Genomic DNA, 22,138 nt, shown 5'->3' with positions numbered 1-22,138 from the left:
GTGCCGATGATGCTTGCGGCGGCACCGGGTGGCGGCGACCATAGTGTCCAAGGTCATATTGACGGAGCGGCACTTGGACGCAAAAACTCGCCAGCTGAATCGCGAGATGGAGGCGGCAACCAGCTACGCGCAGTGGCGCGACGCGGCGGCCGAGCTCGATCGTCGCGAAGGCTGGGACGACTGGCAGGCCGACGAGGCCTCGGACGACTACGACTGGCGCCTGATTCGTTCGCGTCTGCGTCAGATCCGCCAGTATCGCGAGCATGGCAACGTGCTCAAGCTGATTCATCACCTGCGTCAGGGCTTGCACTGGAACCTTGGCAACGTCGGCAGCGCGCGTCTGTACTCGCATGCGCGCGTCGGCACCAAGCAACTGGTGACCGAATACGCCCGCGAGGTCTGTGCGGCGCTGCAGTGGATCTGCGAGGTCGATCTGCCGGAGCTGCCGCAAGCCGCCAAGCTCAAGTTCTTCAACGACATTGTCTCGAGCTACGGCCGCTCGGCGCTGATGCTGTCGGGTGGCGCGACACTGGGCCTGTTCCACGTCGGCGTGGTCAAGGCGCTGTATCGCGAGAACCTGGTGCCGCCGGTGATGTCCGGCTCCAGCGCCGGCTCGGTCGTCTGCGCGACGGTCGGTACCCGCGCCGCGCACGAGGTCGAGGACCTGCTCGATCCGGATGCCGCGTACTACCACTTCTGGCGCGTGCTGCCGATGCGCGACATCATCCGCCGCCGTGCGCTGATGGATCAGGATCAGCTGCGCAAGGCGATTGCCGCCAATGTGCGCGACCTGACCTTCGAGCAGGCCCAGCACCTGTCCGGGCGCGCCATCAACATCACGGTATCACCGGCCGGTACGCATCAGCAGCCACGCCTGCTCAATCACCTGACGTTCCCGTATCTGTATATCCGCGAAGCAGTGCTGGCGTCCTGCGCCGTACCGCTGCTGTTTCCGCCGGTGATGCTGATGACGCAGGACGAGCGTGACGAGCGCGTGCCGTATATGCCGCTGCTGCGCTGGAATGACGGCTCGTTGAAGTCGGATCTGCCGATCCTGCGCATGCGCCGCCTGCACAACGTCAATCACTTCATCGTCAGCCAGACCAACCCGCATGTGCTGCCGTTCGTGTCGGGCAAGCGCGAGCCGGGTGATCGGGGCCTGCGCAATGCGGCGCGTGACTACATCTATTCGACGGCGCGCAGCCAGAGCAAGAGCATCGTCGACCTGGCACGGCAGAACCTCGCGGTCGGCGGCCTGCGCCGGACCCTGGACACGGCATCGTCGATCCTTGATCAGGACTATCGCGGCAACATCAACATCCTGCCGGACGTCAGTCTCTGGCGATACGCCAACGTCACCGCCAACCCGTCGATGGAAGCGATCAAGCGCTTCATGCTCGAAGGCGAACGCGCCACGTGGCCGCGCATCGAGATGATCCGCAATCAGACCATGATCAGTCAGATGCTCGACCAGTGCGTACGCGCGCTGGAGCAGGAGCAACCGCTGCCCGGCACCGGCGAGCGCATCAGCCGCCGTCCGGAGCTGAAAATCGTCCGTAGCCAGCAAGGTTCGACCGGCCGCGTGTGATCGGCGGGGCGCCGCGTGCAGCCGGGGGCGCAGCGCCGTAACATATCCGTCAAGAAAGCGGAACACTGCCGGGGGGGTGGTGTCCGGTCACAGCAGGTAGGAAGAAATGGATGATGGACACGCCGGGCGTGCAGCGCGCGCCCGACCGGGACTGAGAGCGGTCATTCTCAGTGCAGGACAGGGCAGCCGGCTGCTGCCGCTGACCGAAAAGCGACCGAAGTGCCTGATTGATTTGTCGGGTCGCAGCCTCCTCGAATGGCAGTTGTTAGCGCTGCGTCATGCTGGCGTCAGCGAAGCCGTGGTCGTGACGGGCTTCGCCGCCGATCAGGTTGACCAGATGTTGGCCGCGCACACGCCGGCCGGTATGACGGTGCGGACGGTCTTCAATCCGTTCTACAACGTCAGCGACAACCTGGCGACCTGCTGGCTGATCCGCGAGGAATTGCGCGACGGCGGCCTGATCCTCAACGGCGACACGCTGATCGAGCCGGAAATCGCGATGCGTCTGCTGAGCGCGCCGGCCGCCCCGGTGACCGTGACGATCGACCGCAAGGGCGATTACGACGCCGACGACATGAAGGTACAGACCGAAGACGGCCAGCTGCGTGCGATCGGCAAGACGCTGCCAATGTCGATCGTCGACGGCGAGTCCATCGGTTTTCTGCGCTTCGATGCCGACGGCGCCGCGCGTTTCATCGCCGACCTCGAGCGCATGATGCGCAGCGGCGAGGGCATCAAGCTCTGGTATCTGTCGACCATCAATCGCCTCGTGCAGGACGGTTGCGAGGTGCGCGTCGAATCGATCGAAGGCCTCGACTGGGGCGAGATGGACTTCCTCGCCGACGTCGAAAGCAATCGTGCGTTGACCGCGCCGTGGGCCGATCGCTGGCTGCATCCGGTGTCTGCCGGCGCCAGCCTGCCGACGGCTGCCGCCCGCTGAGCCGCATGTCCGTTCAGCAGACCTTTCCGGCGCGCGGCGCGTCGGCGCCTCAGCGCCGCTACGTTTCGAACTCGCGCGAGTCGGTGCGCATGTTCCGCTTCGACTGGATGGAGGCGCTGTCGAAGGTCTACTGGTGGGTGCCGCCGCTGGTGTTCGTGCCGATCATCGCCGCCATGCTCTACGTCGCGCTCGGTCTCGAATCCGTGCCGGTGTTGCCGGCGCTGGGCTGGTTCGCTGTCGGGCTGGCGATCTGGACGCCGGTCGAATACGTGCTGCACCGTTGGGCCTTCCACTATGAGCCCGGCTTTGCTTGGGGCAAGCGCCTGCACTTCATTTTCCACGGCGTTCACCACGACTACCCGAACGATGCGAAGCGTCTGGTGATGCCGCCGTCGGCGAGTCTGCCGATCGCCTTCGTGTTCTACCTGCTGTTCCGCCTGGTGATGCCGGCGCCCGGCCTGCACGCGAGCTTCGCCGGCTTCCTGACCGGCTACCTGATATACGACCTGATTCACTACGCGCTGCATCACGCGTCGTGGCGCATGTCGTGGTTTACCGCGCTCAAGCGCAATCACATGCAGCACCACTTCGTCGATCCGGATCGACGCTTCGGCGTCAGCACGCCGTTGTGGGATTACGTCTTCGGCACCCGGCCGCGCTGAAGCTTTCGCCGGAGCCCCAGCGCTCGGCACCTCCCGCGCGGGCGGTGCTTGCAAGGCTCACGTACGAACGTACGCTGCGCTTCGTCGTCCCGTCATCTGCCTTCGCTCGCGATGCGCCGGCGAAAGGTTCTCCCACATTTCGGGGTGCCCGTTATTCGCTGCCGGCATTGCAGGTCGCGGCTTGCGCCGTTCCTACAGGGGGTGTTGGGCGCGGTGAAGCTTTCGGGACCAGCAGGCGTCTTGCTGTAGGAGAGGCGCCAGCCGCGACCTCAACGAGACGGCGCGGCGGATCTTGTCGAAAACAGAACGGCTGCAGCGCCGCTTCCCATCTGTGCAATCTGTGAAATCTGTGGTTCACGTCTTTTACGCGTCGCCGACGATTTTCCGGACCAAGTCGAGGTCCGATGGTTTGTCGACGTCGACGGCGGCCAGGCCGTACGGCATCTCGACCAGCGCCGGGCTGGCGCCGCAGCGACGGCCGATGCGACGCAGGGCCTCGCGCAGCGTCAGCCGTCCGAGCAGGTAGCGCAGCACGCTGAAGACGCCGATGCGGCGCAGCATGCGCAGCGGCCGCTTGCGGTCGGCTTCGAGGGTGCGCCAGAACTGCACGGCGCCGCCGGCCGACGGGCGCGCCAGGTAGAACAGATTGCAGCCCGAATAGTGACCGTCGGCGAAGCGCAGCCAAGTGCGCTGCGTGTCCGGCAATGCCGCGAGTACCGCTTCACGCCGTGCCAGCGCCACGCATAGATCGTTCTGCGGCGGGCAGTGGGCGAGAAAGTAGCGCACCCACTCAGCCTCCAGCAGCGCGTGATCGGCGGTCGTCACCAGCAGTGGCGTGCCGTAGCGGGTCAGCGCGGCGGCGACGCTGAGGCTGGGGCCGGCCGCGGCCGGCATCGCTTCGACTCGCGTGCCGAGCCGCTGTACGGCCGGTAGCGCGGCCAGCAGTTCGGGGCGCTCGATGACGACCACGATGCGTGTGATGGCGTCGATGCTGGCGAGCGTGTCGAGCACGCGCTCGAGCATGGTCTTGCCGCCGATCTCGATCAGCGCCTTGTGGCTGACCCCGGCATAGACCGCTAGCGGCTCGTCAGGCCCGCGCGAGCCGGCCAGGACCAGCGCGGTGAGGCCGGCTGCCGGTGTGCTCACAGATCCTTGCCGTAGAGGCGATAGGTCTTGTAGTCGTGCGCGCCGAGCATTTCGAGCATGCGCCGCATCGGCGCGTTGTTTTCGAGAATCCACGACAGCTCGACGCGCTCGATGCCGATTTGCTTGCAGCGCTGGCGCATTGCATCGACGACGTAGAACGCCACCGAGCGGCCGACGAAGTCGGCTGAAATGCTGCGGCGCACGCCCATCAGTGGCACGCGGCCGGTCTTCACGCCGCTGACTTTGAGGCGCCAGATCAGCTTGGCCCAGTTGAACGGCAGCAGCTTGCCGCCGAATTCGCGGATCGCCTCGTTGAGATTCGGCAGTAGCACGCCGAACGCGACCGGTTCGCCGTCGAGCTCGGCGATCGGCACCAGCTTCGGGTCGAGCAACGGCTTGAGCGCGTGGGCGAGATGATCGACCTCGGCTTCGGTATACGGCACGAAGCCCCAGTTCTGCGACCAGGCGTCGTTGAAAATGGCCGTGATCGTGCGGATGTCGGCCATGTAGTTCTTCAGGTTCAGCGGCCTCACGCGCAGGTTCTTCGGCGGCTGCGCGAGGATGCGCTGCAGGCCCTTCGGCGGATCGACGTCGGCGCCGAGGATGTAGGCGAGCAGGTTCTGCTCGGTTTTGTAGCCCAGCGCTTCGATGCGCGGCCCGACGTAGGCATGGTCGTGACTCATCATCAGCATCGGTGGCGTGTCGAAGCCGCGCACCAGCAGGCCGGTTTCCTCGTTGACCGACAGGTTGAACGGGCCGATCGCGCGCTTGCAGCCGCGCTCGCGCAGCCAGGCTTCGGCGGTGGCGAACAGCGCGTCGAAGAGGGCCGGATCGTCCTCGGCTTCGATCAGGCCGAAATGGCCCGCGGACTCGTCGCGCAGCATCGGCGACAGCTTGTCGATCTGTGCGCTGATGCGGCCGACGTCGACGCCGCCCTGCACGGCCAGCCAGAACTGCACGTCGGCGTGTTCGAAGAACGGGTTCTTCTTCGGCGAAAACGCCTCGCTGCGCTCCAGTTCGAGCGGCGGAATGTATAGCGGATCGTTGGCATGCAGGCGCGCCGGCAGGCGGATGAAGCGGCGCATTTCGGCGGGGCTGCGCACCGGCACGATGTCGATTGAGGTCATGATGTTATGAGGTTTCCAGGTCGAACCTGTCGGCTGTGTCAGCGCGTATCGTAACGGTGCAGGATCGCCACGCCGAGTGCGGCGAACAAAATCAGGGGGGCGGCGCTGGCGGCCAGCGCCGGAATACGACCGCCCTCGCCGAGCGCCGCGAGCAGACCGTCGACCAGCACGAACAGCAGGCCGGCCGCCAGGGAAGCGAGCATCAGGCCGCCACCTTCGCCGCTGCGCCCGGCGGCGCGCGTGGCGGGCAGCGCCAGCAGCAGCATGATGACCGGCGCCAGCGGTGCGGTGAAACGGCGGTAGAGGGCGGTGTGGTAGTAGCTCGCCGGGCGCGCGCCGACGCGCGCACCGGCCAGCACGCCCATCAGCACGGTGCTCGACAGCTGCGGCTGCGGCGAATCGATGCGCAGCAGATCATCCGGCCGCAGATTGGTGCGCCAGACATCGTCGGACGGTACCGAACGATCGACATGATCGGGCTCGAGCGCGAGGCGGCGCATGTCGCGCAGATGCCACTGCTTGCCATCCCAATCGGCCTTGGCCGCTTCCAGGCGCTCGTCGAACTGCGCGTCGGCGCCGCGCCGGTACAAGTGCAGGCCGTTGATGTGGCGGCCATCGGCGCTGATCTGATCGAAGGCGGCGAGGCCGTCGTCGGTGTGCGCCCAAAGCGTGGTCTTCGCCTGGTCGTCATCGTCACCGGGCGGTGGCGTCGTCGAGTTCCACCAGGCCGATAGCGCGATCTCGCTCTTCGGAACCAGTTGATCAGTGACCCAGAACTGCAGCGCAGCGAACAGCAGCGGCACCGGCAGCAGGGCGATGACAACGCCCCGCAGGCTGACGCCCGTGGCGCGAATCGCCGTCAACTCGCGGCGCTTGGCCAGCGTGAAGAACGTGAACAGTGCGCCGAGCAACGATGCCAGCGGCAGTGCCAACGCCAGTTCGGCCGGCGTGCGCAGCGCCGCGTAGTGCAACACGCCGGACAGGCCGAGGTGACGCTTGAGGATGTCGGTGGTGGCGTCGAGCAGATCGAGCACCTGCATCAATGCCGCGAGCGCCAGCAGCAGGCCGGTGGTCTGCGCCAGCAGCATGCGCCGCAGGTAGGAGGCGAGCGGTCCCTTGATCACGGCGCGGCCTTCTTGCGGCGCAGCGAGATGCCTTCCATCAAGCGTTCGCTGCGCGCGACCATGCGGGTCATCGGGTTGTCGCCGGGGCTCTTGAGGCTGGCAGCAAACAGCCAGCAGCTGAGTGCCGCAAACACCGCGAGCGGCGACCAGACCGCGGCCACGGCCGAGACGCGGCCGGTCTGCGCCAGACTCTCGCCGAACTGGATGCCGTGGTGCAGGGCGAGCAGCAGCAGGCAGGCGAGTGCGACGCTCGGCGCGCGCTGGCCGCGTTTGGCGGCCATGCCGAGCGCAAAGGCCAACAGCGGCAGGAACGGCAGCGCCGCCGAGCGCGCCAGGCGCGCGTGGAACTCGCCGGCGAGTTCGGCGTACGAGACCGGTGGCGTTTGCTCGTGCATCGCGCTCCACAGCTCGGGCAGCGTCAGCTCGCGCTCGCTGTTGCCGCGCGGCCGGAACGGTGGCGCCTGCGCGTCGAAGTTCTCGTTGACGATGGCGTGCTGGAAATGCATGTCGTCGAGGCCGATGCCATCCTGCTCACGCACCGAGCGGCCGACGCCGAGTTCGAGTTGCAGGCTGTGGCCGTCCGGCGTCGGCAGCAGGGTGCCGGTACGGGCGGTGATAATTTCGTCGTAGCCATCGGCGAGGCGGCGGATGAACACGCCTTTCATGTGGCGGCCGCTGGCGTCGACCTCGTCGGCGGTCAGCGTGAAGCCACGGCCGGCGTCGGCGAACACGTTTTCCTGTGCGCGTGCGTTCCAGCCTTCGTGCAGCGCTTCGTAGAGCACGGCGCGGTAGCGGTAGCGGCTGTGCGGCTGCAGATAGCCGTAGAGATAGAAGGCGAAGATCGCGAGCAGGCCGGCGACCAGCACGAACGGTCTCGCCAGCTGCAGGATCGAGCGGCCGGCCGCCAGCATTGCGTCGAGTTCGTTGTCGTCGCCGAGCCGTGCGACGACCATGAAGATGCTGGCGAAGAAAGCCGCCGGTAGTGCCAGCCCGAGGTAGTACGGCACCAGGTTGACGATGGCGTCGGCGACGGCGCTGAGCGCCGAGCTGCTGGCGGCGACCAGATTGAACAGGCGCAGCAGGCGCTCCAGCAACAGCGCGACGAGCACCACGCCGATCGACAGCGACAGCGGCCCGGCCAGCATGCCGAGCAGATAGCGGTCGAGAATCCGCGTGTCGCGGGTGCCCTTCACAGCCATGCCGGGCGTTAGTGCGCGGCCGACCAGCGCCGCCGCAGCTCGGCGACAAGGGCGCTGCGGGTCTCCGGATCGGGCGTCACCGACGGTTCGAGCGCCGGCGGTCCGGGCCAGCCGTGATCGGTGTAGTCGACGCCGGCATGGTGGCGCGGTTCGGCGTAGCGCGGAATCACGTGGTAGTGCACGTCCGGGTCGACCATCATCAGCATCAGATAATTGATGCGCTCATAGCCGACGAAATCCTTGAGCAGCGTCTCGGTGCCGCGCACGGCGTCGCGTAGCGCCGCGTAGGCTGCCGGGCTGAGATCGGCGAAGGCCTGTGCGTCTTCGGTGCAAACCAGCACCAGCGCACCGAGCGTCGGCTGCTTGGGCCGCAACAGCAGCTGCCACGGGCCGATCTCGGCGATCAGCGTGTCGGGATATCCGAATTTTCGCGCAGTGGCATTGCTCATGCGTCCGTCCCCGCGCTGCCTGCAAATGCGGCGGTTCGCATGGAAGCGCATGTTCCCGCACCCATTTGCGCTGCGCGCAAAACACCGTGTCGCATGCTCATGCTCCGACCGTCGCGTGGTCTTCTAAGTGCGGCCGCATGCATGAGAGAGCATGCTCCCGCACCCATTTGCGCTACGCGCAAAACACCGTGTCGCATGCTCATACCGCGATTGCTCCTGTCCGTGGAAGGCGGTAGTCGTAGGTGCCGCCGGAGCAGAACGCGCCGGTGGCTTCATCCCAGAGCCGCACGGCGACCGAAAGGCGCCAGTCGCTGCTTTGCTTTTCGATGCGCAAGGCGTGCCAGCGCGCACCCTGGTCGTGCGCATTGGGTGCCGCCGTCGACGACGGCAGGCCGAGGCAGACGATCGGCGCGGTGGCACCGTCGAGCAGGTCGAGGCGGGCGTCGCGGGCATGACCGGTCAGCACCAGCTCGCAACCGGCGCGCTGCAGTACCGCCCGCAGTTCGGCCCGATCACGCAAGGCCTTGCGCCGCGACACCGCGCCGTCGGCAAGCGGGTGATGGACGAGCACGACGCGGAATCGCCCGCGCTGCGCGTCCAGCAGCGCTTCGAGCGCGGCGAGCTGTGCCGCGCCGACGCGACCGCCGGCGATGGTCGGTGGCGTCGGCAGCGCCGAAGACACGCCGATCAGTGCGACGTCGCCCCGCAGGCGCAGGTACGGCCATTGGGTTGCGTCGGCGTCGTCGCTGCGCATCCACGGCTGCCAGTGGTCCCAGCCTTCGGCTGGCGCGACCGGCACCAGCGCATCGTGGTTGCCGGGCACGACGCTGACGCGCGCGCCGTCGCCGAGCGTGCGCAGCCAGGCGGCGGCCTGTTCGAATTCGCCGGGTAGCGAGAAATTGGTGATGTCGCCAGTGACGGCGATATGGTCAGGCTGCTGCGCGCGGACATCGTCGGCGAGGGCGGCAAGGATGTCAGGGCGCTGCACCGCGCGGCGGCTGCGGTGCCACGACCAGGCGCTGAGGATCCGCTTGGAGAAACGCTGGCGCCAGTCGAGTCGCGGTTCGTACGGCAGGTGCGGGTCTGAAAAATGCGCAAGCGTGAACGCGGTCATGGATAATAGGCGGCTTATTCAGACCGCCATGATGACATACGTGCGACCGGCAACCGACTCGCCTCCCGGGCAAAACGCGACTTCGAACAAACCCCATGCGGTGCTCGTCGGCCACAGTCACCTCAAGATCTGGGGGCTGACCGGCGAAGAGCGGCTGCGTCGCCAGCTGCGTGCGTTGGGTATCGCGCAGGTGTCCGATGACGTGGCGACGGCCGGTGCGCAGGCGGCGCCGGTCCTGCTGCTGCACGGCGAATGGGTGTTCGACGAGACCCTGGTACAGGCCATGGCCAAGACCGAGGTCGGTACGCTGTTGGTCGACGAGGCCGCCAATCGCATCGTTGCGGCGCTGGTGGCGCCGGCGCAGGCCGCAGCGGTCGCGGCGCTGCTCGGGCAGATGCCGGAGGCGCTGCCGGATGCGTGTGTGGCCAAGTCGCCCTCCGGCGTTGCCGGCACCTACAACCATCGTCTGCGCAAGCGTGAGATTCCGTATCTGGGTCGCCTCGAGGCGACCCAGATCGCCGAGATGGAGCGACGCACCTTCGGTGCGTCCTACAAGGGCGTCACCGATCTCGTCACCAAGTACGTCTGGCCGTGGCCGGCGCGCCACGTGACGGCACTGTGTGCGCGGCGCGGCGTGGCGCCCAACCACGTCACCTTCCTCGGCCTGATCTTCACGATCATCGCGTTCTACCAGTTCAAGGCCGGCCACTACGGTTTCGGTCTGGTGGCGGCGTGGCTGATGACCTTTCTCGATACCGTCGACGGCAAGCTGGCGCGCGTCACGCTGCAGTCGTCGACGTTCGGTGACATCTTCGATCACGGCATCGATCTGATCCATCCGCCGTTCTGGTGGTGGGCGTGGTTCACCGGGCTCGGTGCTGTCGGACTCGCCGGTCTGCCGCACCTCGACTGGGCGCTGTGGGTGATCCTGGTCGGCTACGTCGCGCAGCGGATCGAGGAAGGCATCTTCAAGCCACTGTGCGGTGTCGGTATGCACGTCTGGCGTCCGTTCGACAGTTTCATGCGTCTGATCACGGCGCGGCGCAATCCGAATCTGCTGATCCTGACGCTCAGCGCCCTCGTCGGTCGTCCCGACATCGGCTTTGCGATCGTCGCGGTCTGGGTGCTGATCTGCTTCGTCATTCACGCCGTCGTCATCGTTCAAGGCCTCCTCGCCAAGCGTCATGGCCCGCTGAAATCCTGGCTCGCGGGTTGATGCAGCCCGGTCTGATCTACAACCCGCTCAGTCAACGGAACCGGGCCTCGGCGGCGCTGCACATCGCGCCGGATTTTCCGTATGCGGCGCCGACCTCGCGCGACGAACTGCTCAAGGCCTTGCGTGGATTCGTGGCGCGCGGTGTCGATCTGGTGATCGTCAGCGGCGGCGACGGCACGCTGCGCGAAGTCACGACGATGCTGCCGCATGCCTATGGCGAGCGCCTGCCGTGCGTGTCGGTGCTGAGTGCCGGCAACGCCAATGTCGTCGGTGCCGACGTCGGTAGCGCCGGCTACGGCCAGGCCGCATTCGACGCCTTGCTGCAGGCAGCGAGCGATGAACGCTTCTCGAAGCGCGCCCGGCGTCGCTTGCTGCGCGTGCGCTGGCCGGATCTCGACGTGTTGCCCGTGCTCGGCTTCGTCTGTGGCGGTGCGGTGGTTTCACAGGCGACGCGCCATGCCAACGAGCGTGTGCTGACGCGCGGCGTCACACACCAGGCCTCGGTCATCGTCACCGTCGCCGTGGCGCTGTGGCGCGCCGCTTGGGGCCGTCCCGGCTGGGTCGGTGCCGAATCGATGTCGATCGCCATCGATGATGCCGCGCCGCGGCAAGGCGCACGTTTCATCTTCATGGCGACGACGCTCAATCAGCTGATGCTCGGACTGTGGCCGTTCTGGGGCGGCGAGGGCAGTGCGGCGCCGCTGCGCTGGCTCGACATCGATTCGCCGCCGCCACGCCTGCTGCGCTCGCTGCCGCGGGTGCTGCGTGGCCGACCGCCGCGCGGCGATCGCAGCGCCTACCGCAGCGACCGTGCCGAGCGCATCCGCCTGGTTTACTCGGACCCGCTGATCATCGACGGTGAGCGCTTCGCGCCGGGGCCCAGCGGGATCGTCGAGATCGATACCGACGCCGAACTGGAATTCGTCACGCCATGAACGCACGCCGTGAATTGCAGGCGCTGCTCGCCGACGAGTTGGCGCGGCCGCTCGATGCGCGGGTTGCGGCCTTCGCTGCCGCGCTGGCGCAGCGCAGTACCGCCACCCAGGCGATCCTGTTCTACGGTTCGGCGCTGCGCGATGCCGACCTCGACGGGCTGCTCGATTTCTATGTCGTTGCTGATCCGCTCAGTGGCTGGCACGACAGCCAGGCGGCGGCGCTGGCCAATGCCGTGCTGCCGGTCAGCGTCTCGTATGTCGAGATGACGATCGACGATCGTCGTCTGCGCGCCAAGATTGCCGTGCTCAGCCCCGCGCAGCTGCGCCGCGGCATGCGCGAGGGTGCGATCGATACGACCATGTGGGCGCGCTTCTCGCAGCCTGCCGCCTGTGCCTGGGCACGCGATGCGGCAACGCGCGAGCGGGTCGTTGCCGATCTGTCGCAGGCGGTCGTCACTGCCGCCCGTTGGGCGGCGCTGCTGGGGCCTGCGTCCGGCGCGGCGGGCGACTACTGGCAGGCGCTCTACCAGCACACCTATGCCGTGGAATTGCGCGTGGAGCGTGGCGGCACGCGTGCCAAGTCGCTGCTGGCGTTCGACGGCGCACGCTATGCGCGACTGCTGCCGCTGGCCTGGCAGGCCGGCGCAGTGGCGTATTCCGAAGCCGCTGGCCTCTACCAGCCGACGCTGGATGCCGCGCTACGGCGCGCTGCACAGCGTGCCTGGTGGCTGCGCCGTGCGGCCGGCAAGCCGCTGAATCTCGCGCGGCTGGCGAAGGCGGCGTTCACCTTCGACAACGGCGCCGACTATCTGGCGTGGAAGATCGAGCGGCACTCGGGCTACAAGCTGGAGCTGAGCGACTGGCAACGCCGGCACCCAGTGCTGGCGGCACCCAAGGTGCTGTGGCGGCTGTGGCGGCGCGGCGTGCTGCGCTGACGTCGTATCGCGCGCCTGTCGCGTGTGCCAACAAAAAGGCCGCCGGCGCATAGACGCGCCGGCGGCCTTTTTTCAACAACGCTCAGCCGGCCGATGCGTGGGCCGGTGCGAAGTCGATCTGTGGTGCTTCCGCCGGCAGCGCGCCCAGCTCGCGGGTCACGCGGGCGAACTGTTCGATGGCCGCGTCGATCTGCTGCGGGCTGTGCGCGGCACTGACACTGGCACGCAGCAGCGGGCGGCTGGTCGGGGTCGCCGGCGGCAGTGCCAGATTCAGGTAGATGCCGCCATCCAGCAGCGCATTCCAGCAGCGTACGGCGACCTCGACGTCCTCGAGTTCGACCGACACCACCGGGCTGACGTGCGGGCCGACGTGCAGGCCGAGGCGCTGCAGGCCGCCATGCAGACGGTGGGCGTTGTCGTTCAGACGCGTGCGCAGGGCCTTGTCTTCGGCCAGGCGCTGCAGCGCGCTGCGCGTCGAGGCGATGACCGCCGGCGGCAGTGATGCGGTGAACATGTACGGCCGCGAGGCAACGCGCAGGATATCGAAGCCTTCGATATCCGATACGCAAAAGCCACCGACACTGCCGAGGCTCTTCGAGAACGTGCCGACGATGAAGTCGACATCGGCCTCGACGCCCGCCGCTTCGGCCAGACCGCGGCCGTGCTCGCCGAGCACGCCCATGGAGTGGGCCTCGTCGACCATCAGATAGGCGCCCATCTCGCGCTTGACCGCGGCAATCTCGCGCAGCGGTGCGACGTCGCCCAGCATCGAGTAGATGCCTTCGACGACGACCAGCTTGCTGCCCGGCGTGCCCTGCAGGCGGCGCAGACGCTTGTAGAGGTCTTCAGGATCGCTATGACGGAAGCGGATCACTTCGGCGTGCCCGAGGCGCGCGCCGTCGTAGATGCTGGCGTGGCTGTCGGAATCGAGGATCAGATGATCGCCGCGACCGACCACGGTCGACAGCATGCCGAGGTTGGCCTGGTAGCCCGTGCTGAACACCATGCCGTGCCGGCGACCGAAGAATGCCGCGAGATCGTGTTCGAGCTGACGGTGGCCGGCGTAGCTGCCGTTGGCGACGCGCGAGCCGGTGGTGCCGGTGCCCTGCGTCTGCACGGCGCGGACCGATTCCTCGATGCCATGCGCATCGAAGGTCAGACCCAGATAATTGTTGGTGCCGAGCAGGATGACGCGGCGACCGTCGACGACGCCCTCGGTGGCCGAATCGATGCGATCGAAGGCGACCGAAAATGGATTGTGGCCGCCGCTGCCGACTCGCTCGAAGGTATGCCGAAGCTGTTCGAACTTATCGAGAATGCTCATGCACCCACCCTTACGCTGACTTCAAGTGTGGCTGCCTTCATGAGAGCGCATGCTGCCGCCGCCATTTGCGCTTCGCGCAAAACACCGTGTCGCATGCTCATGCGCGTTCCGCGTTGCACAGGCCTTCGACGACGCGCGCCAGATCGTCGACCGTCACGATATCAGCGACGCGATCGAGCGGGATCGAGATGTCGAAGCGATCTTCGACGGAGAGAATGAAGTCCATGACGGCAACCGAGTCGAGCTCAAGGTCCTGCACGATGCGCGTCGAACCGTTGATGTCTGGGGCATCGGGGCGTGCCTGTGCGAGGCCGGAGATGATCTGTTCGCGAATCTCGGAGATCTGTTTCATATCGGTCAGGTGTCAGTCGCGGGCACTTCGGCACAGCGTGAGCGCCGGGGGAGCGGGGCGCCGTCGGAGACACAGCCGGAGAAACGCGATAAGTCTTTGTTTGAGCTTCGTGAAGCTGTAAGGAAATCGTAAGAAATTTCCTGGCTCCACGCAACGATCACGCTGCAATCGTCGCCATGCCAGCGTAGCGTATCGGTCACCGGACGGTCATCCCGCCGGCAGCCAGCCCGCGTCACGATACCACGATGCGGCATCGATGAAGCCGGAATGCAGATCGAAGCGGGGGCGCCATGTCGGCGAGCGGTACTGCTCGGCAAGGCCAACCGACCAGTCTTCGTGCAGCAGCTCGCGCAGCTTTTCCGAGCTGAGCATGTTGTCGTTGCCAAAACGATGGGCCACATCGCCGACGCCGGCCAGGCTGCGGAGCACCACCCGCGGCAGGCGGATCTGCTTGGCATGGGGGCGCCCGATCGCAGCGGCGGCAGCGGCCATCAGCTCGCGCCAGCCGTAGCCGTCGGCGCGGGCGTCGCAGACCGTCCGCACCTGACCATTCGGCCCGGCCGCCACGGCATCGACAATGGCGGCGCACAGGTCGGCGACGTGGATCACCGTCAGGCGCGCACGATCGTTGCCCAGCAGCGGCACGCGTGGCATGCCGGCGAGCTGGAAGAACACCAGGGTTTCGCGGTCGCCAGGGCCATAAACGGCGGCCGGGCGCAGAATCCCGGCACGCGCGCCAAGCACCTGGAGAATGGCGTCCTCGCCGGCGCGTTTGCTGCGCGCATAGGTCGACAACTCGGGTTCGCGCGCCGCGAGGCTGGAGACGCCATGGAACGCGGCGGCCGGCGCGTGCTTCGCGGTGGCTTCGGCCAATGCGCGCGTCGCATCGCAATTGACGCGCATGAAGGCGTCCTCGGTCGGCGCCTTGATGACGCCGGCGAGGTGGACGACCGCATCGACGCCCGAGACCAGTTGCCGCACCGCGTCGGCATTGCGCAGATCACCGCCGACCAGTTCGAGTTGCAGCCCGCCCCAATCGGCGCCGGCCGGATCGCGGCGGACGAGCATGCGCACCCGCCAGCCGGCCTGCGCCAGCGCGCGCACCAGATGACGGCCGATGAAACCGGTGGCCCCGGTGACGGCGACGGTACCTCGAGCGGACGCTTCAGCCGCCGCTTCAGGCGGCACGCACGGCCTCGAACGCGCCCTTCAGGTAGAGCTGACGCGCACGTGCGCGGCTGAGCTTGCCCGACGAGGTTTGCGGCAGCGTCCGCGGTGGCACGGGTACCACGTCGGCATGCACACCGTGGCGGGTACGCAGCACGCCGGCCACTTCGGCGCCGAGTGCTTCACGAGCCTGCGGGTCGTTGCTGCGGCATTCGAACAGCACCACCACACGCTCGCCTTCGCCGTCGTCAACCGAGAACGCCGCGACATCGCCGCTGCGCAGGCCGATGACTTCACCTTCCGCGGTCCATTCAAGATCCTGCGGCAGGATGTTGCGGCCGTTGACGATGATCAGGTCCTTGGCGCGACCGGTGATGACGATCTCGCCGTCGGCGATGTAGCCGAGATCGCCGGTATCGAGCCAGCCGTCGGCGATCACGCGCGCGGTTTCATCCGGGCGCGCGAAGTATTCCTGCATGAGGCTCGGGCCGCGGACGTAGATGCGGCCGATCTGGCGCTCGCCCAGTGTCGTGCCATCTTCGTTACGGACTTCGACGGCGTGGCCGGGCAGGATGGGGCCGCAGAATACGAAGCTGCGGCTGCGCGAGGCGCCCGCTGCCGCCGCGACCGCGCGACCCTGGCGTTCGAGCGCATCGATGTCCAGATGATCGATGCGCACGCCGCGGTTCAGCGGCGTAAACGACAGCGCCAGCGATGCCTCGGCCATGCCGTAGCTCGGGACGAACGCACCGGGGTTGAAGCCGCTCGCGGCGAAACGTTCGGAGAAGGCCTGCAGCGGTGCCGGACGCACCATGTCGCCACCGATGCCGGCACCACGCCAGCTCGACAGGTCGAGGCCGGCCGGTGCGCCGTTTTCGGCGCGACGCGCACACAACTCGAAGCCGAAGCTCGGGCTGAACGACAGCGTGCCGCCGTTGCGGCTGATCAGCTGCAGCCAGGTCAGCGGTCGGCGCGCGAATTCGCGCGTGGCGACGAAGTCGACCGGAATCGCGCAGCACAGCGGCGTCAGCAGGAAACCGACCAGTCCCATGTCGTGATAGAACGGCAGCCATGACACGCAGCGGTCGCGGCGGCTGATCATCAGGCCATGCGCGGCAATCGCTTCGATGTTGGCGACGACGGCGCGATGCGTGACGGCGACGCCCTGCGGGAAGCGCGTGCTACCCGACGAGAACTGCAGGTAGGCGAGGGCGTCCGGCGCGACCTTCGGCAGCTCGCCGGTATACGGGGCGACCGTGTCCTTGAGTTGAGCGACCGTGCCGCAGAAGCGCAGCGACAGCGCGCGGCCGATATCCTCGACCCACTCCGCCAGCGTGATCGGCGCCAGCAGCGCCGTGCCGCCGACGCTGTCGAGCATGCCGTGAATGTGTTCAAGGTACTGCGGCCGGCCGCCCAGCGCGGCCGGCAGCGGCAGCGGCGCCGGCACCAACGCGGCGTATTGGCACGCAAAGAACGCGCGCGCAAAGTCACCGTCCGTCTCGGCGATGACGCCGACGCGATCGCCCGGCTGCAGGCCGCTGGCGAGCAGGTGGCGGGCCAGATCAATGGCCTCGGTGCGCAGGCGGCTGTAATCCAGGGCTTCGATCAACTCGCCTCGGCCAGAATAGAAATTCATTCCGGCGCCGCTCGTGGCGGCCAGATCCAGTGCCTCGTTCAAGGTGTTGAACGGGCTACCGTCCACGAATAGAACCGCATTCGCGGGGTTCGCAATATCGTTCATCGATGGTCGAAATTCGCTTATATCGTGCATAGACGCCTGATCCCGCGCCCCCCGGCGCCTGCTCAAGACCTCATATGATAACGCGCGGGGGGCGTGCGCGTGCTATGGCCCGACAGACGTGAATGGGTGGTGTCTGGCCGCGCGGCCGGCCATCGGGCAATCCGCAAGCAATCCGTAGGCCCGAAGGCTGAACGGCTGGCGGCGTCCCAGCGTTTTGAGGCCGGTGTTGCGAATTGCAGGATGGCGGCAGCTCGCTCGCGCGGCGCGACACGCGCCCAGGCTCAGACGGCCGCGCGCTGCCCCTCATGCAGCTGCTCGACGAGATCGCCGTCTTCGAGGCGCAACACGCGGTCGGCGACCTCGACCCAGGCCGGGTGGTGCGAGATCGCCAGCACGGTCAGGCCCTTTTCCCGCGCCAGCTGGCAGACGTTGCGCACGATCAGTTGCTCGGTCTGCGGGTCGAGCGCGCTGGTCGCCTCGTCGAGGATCAGCAGCTTCGGACGGTGCACGAGCGCGCGCGCGACCGCGATGCGTTGGCGCTGGCCGCCGGACAACAACGCACCGCGTTCGCCGGCGATGGTGTCGATGCCATCGCTCAGATTGGCGACGAAGTCCCAGGCACCGGCCCGACGCAGAGCGTGCTCGGCATCCTCATGCGAGAACTCCGGCTGGCCCAGGGTGATGTTGGCGAACACCGAGTCGTGGAACAGGATCAATTCCTGGGGGACGTAGCCGGTCTGCGCGCGCCACTTCAGCACGTCGATCTCATGCAGGGGCACGCCGTCCACACGCACGGTGCCTTCGGCCGGTTCCTGCAGGCCGAGCAGCAAGTCGACCAGCGTCGTCTTGCCAGCGCCGGAAGGCCCGGTCAGGGCGATGATCTCGCCCGCATTCACGGTGAAGCTGGCGTGACGCAAAATCTGACGCTCGCCGAATGCGAACGACACGTCGTCGAATGCAAAGCCACGTTCGAGTGTCGGCACCGCCTTGCCGCTGGCGGTCTCGCGCTCGGCGCGGGCGGCGTCGGTGACTTCATAGACGGCCGAGAAGCCGCTCTCATTGGCGTAGATGTTCTGCAATTCCTGCTGCGCCTTGCCGACCACCGACACGGTCTTGGTCAGCAGCAGGCCCATGACGATGACCTCGCCAACCGGCATCGCGAACACCTTCAACGCGAAGTAGATGCCGATCAGGAGGCACAGCGCGAGGATGGGTTCCTGCAGCGCCTTGTTGGTGTTTTTGGCGAAGACCTGGCGGCGAATCGACTTCTTGATCGCCTTGAGGTCCTCGGTGAACAGCGCATTGAAGCGCGCCTGGCGCGCCATCGCCTTCATCGGCTTGATGCCGACCAGTACATCGGTCAGACGTGACACCAGCGAGCGCATGCGGCCGGTTTGCGCGCGGGCATTGTTCTTCGACGCGACTAGCAGGCGGTTGAGCGAGACGATCATGATGGCGCTGACCAGCACTGCCAGCAGCGCCAGGCGCCACGAGGCGACCGCGGCGATCATCAGGTAGATCAGCGCCTGCGTCGACTGCGAGAACATCTGCGTCATGCCGTTGTAGGCTTCGCCGGCTTTCTGCGCCTCGCCGCTCAGTGCGGTGGAGAACCGGCCGACCGGCTGGCGCACGTAAAAGCTCCAGCGTGCGCGCATGACCGCGTCGATCAGCTCCAGGCGCAGATTGGCGACGACCTCGGCGACCGTGCGGCCGACCAGACGCAGCGCCAGCAAGGTCACCGCTGCCTTGGTCAGCAAGCCGCCGCCGATGATGCAGAGCAGCAGGATCGGATCGTGCGGCAGGCCGATCGCATCGAGTACGGAGAGGATCGCCTTGCTCAGGGCATTGGACTTCGAGGCGTTGTCGCCGAGCACCGCGACCAGCGGCAGCACCGTGGCGATGCCGATGCCTTCAGCGGCGCCGGCAAAGGTGATCGCCAGCGCCACCAGTGCGTTACGCCCCGGCGGTACCGCGGTGATGATGCGCCAGATCAGGCCGAAGCCGCTGCGCTTCTGGGTGTCAGTCATAAACCATCGGGACATGCGGCACGACGCCGGGCGTCACGCAGTATAGCGAGCCGTTGCGATGCACTGCCGCTCACAGCGCGGCGATGCCCGCCGACTGCTGGCGCAGGATTTCGAGGTCGGCCTGCAATTTCGCGAGATGCTGACGCGCCTGTTCCTGCACCGCTTCCGGCGCCTTGCCGAAATTCGGGTTGGTGAGGCGCGTCTGCGTCTTTTCGATGTCGCCCTCGAGCTTGCCGATCTGCTTGGCCAGGCGCGCGAGCTCGGCATCCTTGTCGATCAGGCCGGCCATCGGTACCAGCAGCCTGGCGCTGCCGAGCAGGGCCGTGGCCGACTGTGGCGCCGGTTCGCCGACGTCGAGTACGCGCGGCGTTTCGACGCGGGCGAGGAAGGCGATGGCGGTATCGAGGCGTGCCAGGCGCGCGCGGTCGTCGTCGCTGGCGTCCTGCACCAGCAGCGGCAGCACCTTGCCCGGCGCAATGTTCATCTCGCCGCGAATCTGGCGTACGCCGAGGATCAGGGTCTTCAGCCATTCGATATCGGCCTCGGCGGCCTCGTCGATCTTCACCGGTTCGGCCTGCGGGTAAGGCTGGCTCATGATGCTGTCGCCGCCGACGCCGGCCAGCGGCGCGATGCGCTGCCACACTTCCTCGGTGATGAACGGCATCAACGGATGCAGTAGCCGCAGCGCCGCTTCGAGCACGCGCAACAGGGTGCGCCGCGTGCCGCGCTGTTGCGCTGCCGAGCCTTGCTGCAGTGCCGGTTTCGACAACTCCAGATACCAGTCGCAGTACTCGTTCCAGATGAACTGATAGAGCGCCGTCGACAGCAGGTCGAAGCGGTAGGTCGCGAAATGTTCGGCGGCTTCGGCTTCGACCTTCTGCAGGCGCGAGACGATCCAGCGGTCGGCGTCCGACAGCTCGAGCGGCTGTGTGCCGTCGACGCCGCAGTCCTGCTCTTCGCAGTTCATCAGCACGTAGCGCGCCGCGTTCCAGATCTTGTTGCAGAAATTGCGATAGCCGCCGGCGCGGCCGGCGTCGAAGCGGATGTCGCGGCCCTGCGTCGCCAGCGCCGCGAAGGTGAAGCGCAGTGCGTCGACACCGACCGCCTCGATGCCGTTCGGATAGTCCTTGCGCGTCTTGGCTTCGATCTTCGGCGCCGTTTCCGGCTTCATCAGGCCGGTCGTGCGTTTCTTGACGAGGTCTTCGAGCGTGATGCCGTCGACCACGTCGAGCGGGTCGAGCACGTTGCCCTTGGACTTCGACATCTTGTTGCCTTCCGGGTCACGCACCAGGCCGGTGATGTAGACCTCGCGGAACGGCACGTCGTGCTGGAAGTACTGGCCCATCATCACCATGCGCGCGACCCAGAAGAAGATGATGTCGAAGCCGGTGACCAGCACCGAGCTCGGATACCACTTCTTCAGTGCTGCGGTCGGTTCCGGCCAGCCCAGCGTCGCCATCGGCCAGATGTCGGAGCTGAACCAGGTGTCGAAGACGTCCTCGTCCTGTTTGAGTGAGGCGTGAGGCGTGAGGCGCGAGGCGTATTTCTGCCGCACCTCTTCCTCGCTGCGACCAACGTAGACGTCGCCCTGCTCGTCGAACCACGCCGGGATGCGGTGACCCCACCACAGCTGGCGGCTGATGCACCAGTCCTGGATGTTGTGCAGCCACTGGAAGTACGTGGTCTTCCAGTTGTCCGGCACGAAGCGCACGCGGCCGGATTCGACGGCGTCGATCGCCGGTCGGGTGATCGCGGCCAGACCGCCGGGGCCAGGCTGGCCGTCGTGGCGTGTCTCGCGCGTCAGGTCGACGAACCACTGATCGGTCAGGTAGGGCTCGACGACGGCGCCGCTGCGGTCGCCGCGCGGCACCTTGAGTTTGTGGTCGTCGATCTTGTCGACCAGGCCCAGCGCGTCGAGGTCGGCGACGATCTGCTTGCGCGCGACGTAGCGGTCGAGGCCGCGATACGCATCCGGTGCCTCGTCGTTGATCGTCGCGGTCGGCGTGAAGATGTTGATCAGCGGCAGGCCGTGCCGCTGGCCCAGCGCGTAATCGTTGAAGTCGTGGGCCGGCGTGATCTTCACACAGCCAGTGCCGAACTCGCGGTCGACGTAGTCGTCGGCGACGATCGGAATCTCGCGATTCGTCAGCGGCAGCGTCACGCGCTTGCCGATCAGGTGCTGGTAGCGCTGGTCTTCCGGATGTACCGCCACCGCGGTGTCGCCGAGCATCGTTTCCGGGCGCGTGGTCGCGACGACGATGTAGTCCTTGCCGTCGGCGGTTGTTGCGCCATTGGCCAGCGGATAGCGGAAGTGCCAGAGCTTGCCGTTTTCTTCCTCGCTGACCACTTCCAGGTCGGAGATTGCCGTCAGCAGCACCGGATCCCAGTTGACGAGGCGCTTGCCGCGATAGATCAGGCCGGCGTCGTAGAGCCTCACGAAGTGCTCGATCACCGCCTTCGAATACGACGGATCCATCGTGAACGCTTCGCGCGACCAGTCGACGCTGGAACCCATGCGGCGGATCTGACCGCCGATGGTGCCGGCCGAGTAGCGCTTCCACTCCCAGACCTTTTCGACGAACTTCTCGCGGCCCAGATCGAGGCGCGCCGGTTCGCCGGCCAGCTTGAGGTTGCGTTCGACGACCATCTGTGTGGCGATGCCGGCGTGGTCGGTGCCCGGTTGCCACAGCGTGTCCTTGCCGGACATGCGCGCGTGGCGCGTCAGCGCATCCATCACCGTGTGCTGGAAGGCGTGACCCATGTGCAGCGTGCCGGTGACGTTCGGCGGCGGGATCATGATGCTGTACGGCTCACCCTCGCCGGACGGGGTGTAGCAGCCGTTTTGTTCCCAGTACTCACGCCAGCGCGCTTCGACGTCGCGCGGCTCGAAGGTCTTGTCCATCGGATCGTTGTTCGAATGCAATAAAAGGCCGGCGGCAACCGGAGGGTCCGGGCGCCAGGTTCCCTGATGACGGTCGCCTATTGTACTGGTCCGTCGAAGCCTTGAAACGGACGGCGGAAGGGCAGCGTCATGCCGTGCGCCGCGAGACGGCTGGGCGTGGCAACGGCCGGTGCGCGACGACAGGCTATGC

General features: G+C 67.0%; 18 protein-coding genes. 6 read left to right on the top strand and 12 right to left on the bottom strand.

What is annotated here, in order from left to right:
• Nucleotides 1-73: 73 nt before the first annotated feature.
• The 3 genes from G7Y82_RS13410 to G7Y82_RS13400 all read left to right on the top strand — a co-directional run bounded on the left by G7Y82_RS13410 (nt 74) and on the right by G7Y82_RS13400 (nt 3,190).
• Nucleotides 74-1,588, top strand: a complete 1,515-nt coding sequence (locus G7Y82_RS13410; protein ID WP_240954283.1) for a DUF3336 domain-containing protein — start codon at nt 74-76, stop codon at nt 1,586-1,588.
• 106 nt (nt 1,589-1,694) lie between these two features.
• On the top strand, nt 1,695-2,528 hold the full coding sequence (locus G7Y82_RS13405) for a phosphocholine cytidylyltransferase family protein (protein WP_168148634.1): 834 nt from the start codon (nt 1,695-1,697) through the stop codon (nt 2,526-2,528).
• Between the two features lie 5 nt (nt 2,529-2,533).
• Complete coding sequence (locus G7Y82_RS13400; RefSeq protein ID WP_168148633.1) at nt 2,534-3,190, top strand: sterol desaturase family protein; 657 nt, start codon at nt 2,534-2,536, stop codon at nt 3,188-3,190.
• Between the two features lie 363 nt (nt 3,191-3,553).
• On the opposite strand, the gene G7Y82_RS13395 is transcribed toward G7Y82_RS13400, so the two are convergent.
• The 6 genes from G7Y82_RS13395 to G7Y82_RS13370 all read right to left on the bottom strand — a co-directional run bounded on the left by G7Y82_RS13395 (nt 3,554) and on the right by G7Y82_RS13370 (nt 9,349).
• Nucleotides 3,554-4,336 (bottom strand): nucleotidyltransferase family protein, encoded by a 783-nt coding sequence (locus G7Y82_RS13395; protein ID WP_168148632.1) that lies wholly within the window; start codon nt 4,334-4,336, stop codon nt 3,554-3,556.
• Nucleotides 4,333-5,463, bottom strand: a complete 1,131-nt coding sequence (locus tag G7Y82_RS13390) for a GNAT family N-acetyltransferase (RefSeq protein ID WP_168148631.1) — start codon at nt 5,461-5,463, stop codon at nt 4,333-4,335. Before G7Y82_RS13390 ends, G7Y82_RS13395 begins: the two co-directional genes overlap by 4 nt.
• Before the next feature lie 38 nt (nt 5,464-5,501).
• Nucleotides 5,502-6,587 carry an LptF/LptG family permease gene (locus G7Y82_RS13385; RefSeq protein WP_168148630.1) on the bottom strand — a complete coding sequence of 362 codons (1,086 nt, stop codon included), beginning with the start codon at nt 6,585-6,587 and terminating at the stop codon, nt 5,502-5,504.
• Nucleotides 6,584-7,786: an LptF/LptG family permease gene (locus G7Y82_RS13380; protein WP_168148629.1), complete on the bottom strand. Its 1,203-nt coding sequence runs from the start codon at nt 7,784-7,786 to the stop codon at nt 6,584-6,586. Before G7Y82_RS13380 ends, G7Y82_RS13385 begins: the two co-directional genes overlap by 4 nt.
• 8 nt (nt 7,787-7,794) lie before the next feature.
• Nucleotides 7,795-8,235, bottom strand: a complete 441-nt coding sequence (locus G7Y82_RS13375) for an HIT family protein (RefSeq protein ID WP_168148628.1) — start codon at nt 8,233-8,235, stop codon at nt 7,795-7,797.
• Nucleotides 8,236-8,434: 199 nt separating this feature from the next.
• Complete coding sequence (locus G7Y82_RS13370; RefSeq protein ID WP_168148627.1) at nt 8,435-9,349, bottom strand: metallophosphoesterase family protein; 915 nt, start codon at nt 9,347-9,349, stop codon at nt 8,435-8,437.
• A 100-nt stretch (nt 9,350-9,449) separates the two neighbouring features.
• Here G7Y82_RS13370 and G7Y82_RS13365 point away from each other — a divergent pair, with 100 nt between their 5' ends.
• From G7Y82_RS13365 to G7Y82_RS13355, 3 genes are read left to right on the top strand one after another with little or no spacing between them, the layout of a single operon-like run.
• Nucleotides 9,450-10,565 carry a CDP-alcohol phosphatidyltransferase family protein gene (locus G7Y82_RS13365; protein WP_366515664.1) on the top strand — a complete coding sequence of 372 codons (1,116 nt, stop codon included), beginning with the start codon at nt 9,450-9,452 and terminating at the stop codon, nt 10,563-10,565.
• Nucleotides 10,565-11,500, top strand: coding sequence for a diacylglycerol/lipid kinase family protein (locus G7Y82_RS13360; protein ID WP_168148626.1), 936 nt, complete (start codon nt 10,565-10,567; stop codon nt 11,498-11,500). The genes G7Y82_RS13365 and G7Y82_RS13360 overlap by 1 nt, the downstream gene beginning before the upstream one ends.
• Entirely contained in the window at nt 11,497-12,435 is a 939-nt protein-coding gene (locus G7Y82_RS13355) for a hypothetical protein (RefSeq protein ID WP_206370688.1), read from the top strand. Before G7Y82_RS13360 ends, G7Y82_RS13355 begins: the two co-directional genes overlap by 4 nt.
• Nucleotides 12,436-12,517: 82 nt before the next feature.
• On the opposite strand, the gene spt is transcribed toward G7Y82_RS13355, so the two are convergent.
• From spt to G7Y82_RS13325, 6 genes are all read right to left on the bottom strand, one after another.
• Complete coding sequence (spt, locus tag G7Y82_RS13350) at nt 12,518-13,759, bottom strand: serine palmitoyltransferase (protein ID WP_168148625.1); 1,242 nt, start codon at nt 13,757-13,759, stop codon at nt 12,518-12,520.
• 97 nt (nt 13,760-13,856) lie between these two features.
• Nucleotides 13,857-14,111, bottom strand: a complete 255-nt coding sequence (locus G7Y82_RS13345; RefSeq protein ID WP_168148624.1) for an acyl carrier protein — start codon at nt 14,109-14,111, stop codon at nt 13,857-13,859.
• Between the two features lie 207 nt (nt 14,112-14,318).
• Complete coding sequence (locus tag G7Y82_RS13340) at nt 14,319-15,299, bottom strand: NAD-dependent epimerase/dehydratase family protein (RefSeq protein ID WP_168148623.1); 981 nt, start codon at nt 15,297-15,299, stop codon at nt 14,319-14,321.
• A complete protein-coding gene (locus G7Y82_RS13335; RefSeq protein WP_168148622.1) occupies nt 15,289-17,019 on the bottom strand; it encodes a fatty acyl-AMP ligase in 1,731 nt (576 codons plus the stop codon). Before G7Y82_RS13335 ends, G7Y82_RS13340 begins: the two co-directional genes overlap by 11 nt.
• A gap of 281 nt (nt 17,020-17,300) precedes the next feature.
• Nucleotides 17,301-19,046, bottom strand: a complete 1,746-nt coding sequence (locus tag G7Y82_RS13330; protein WP_168148621.1) for an ABC transporter ATP-binding protein — start codon at nt 19,044-19,046, stop codon at nt 17,301-17,303.
• A gap of 70 nt (nt 19,047-19,116) precedes the next feature.
• Nucleotides 19,117-21,948 carry a valine--tRNA ligase gene (locus G7Y82_RS13325; RefSeq protein WP_168148620.1) on the bottom strand — a complete coding sequence of 944 codons (2,832 nt, stop codon included), beginning with the start codon at nt 21,946-21,948 and terminating at the stop codon, nt 19,117-19,119.
• Between the last annotated feature and the right edge of the window lie 190 nt (nt 21,949-22,138).

This window comes from Solimonas marina, from assembly GCF_012241385.1.
Lineage (GTDB): Bacteria > Pseudomonadota > Gammaproteobacteria > Nevskiales > Nevskiaceae > Solimonas > Solimonas marina.
The sequence above is the reverse complement of the archived record's forward strand: the minus strand, read 5'-3'. Positions and strand labels throughout refer to the sequence as shown.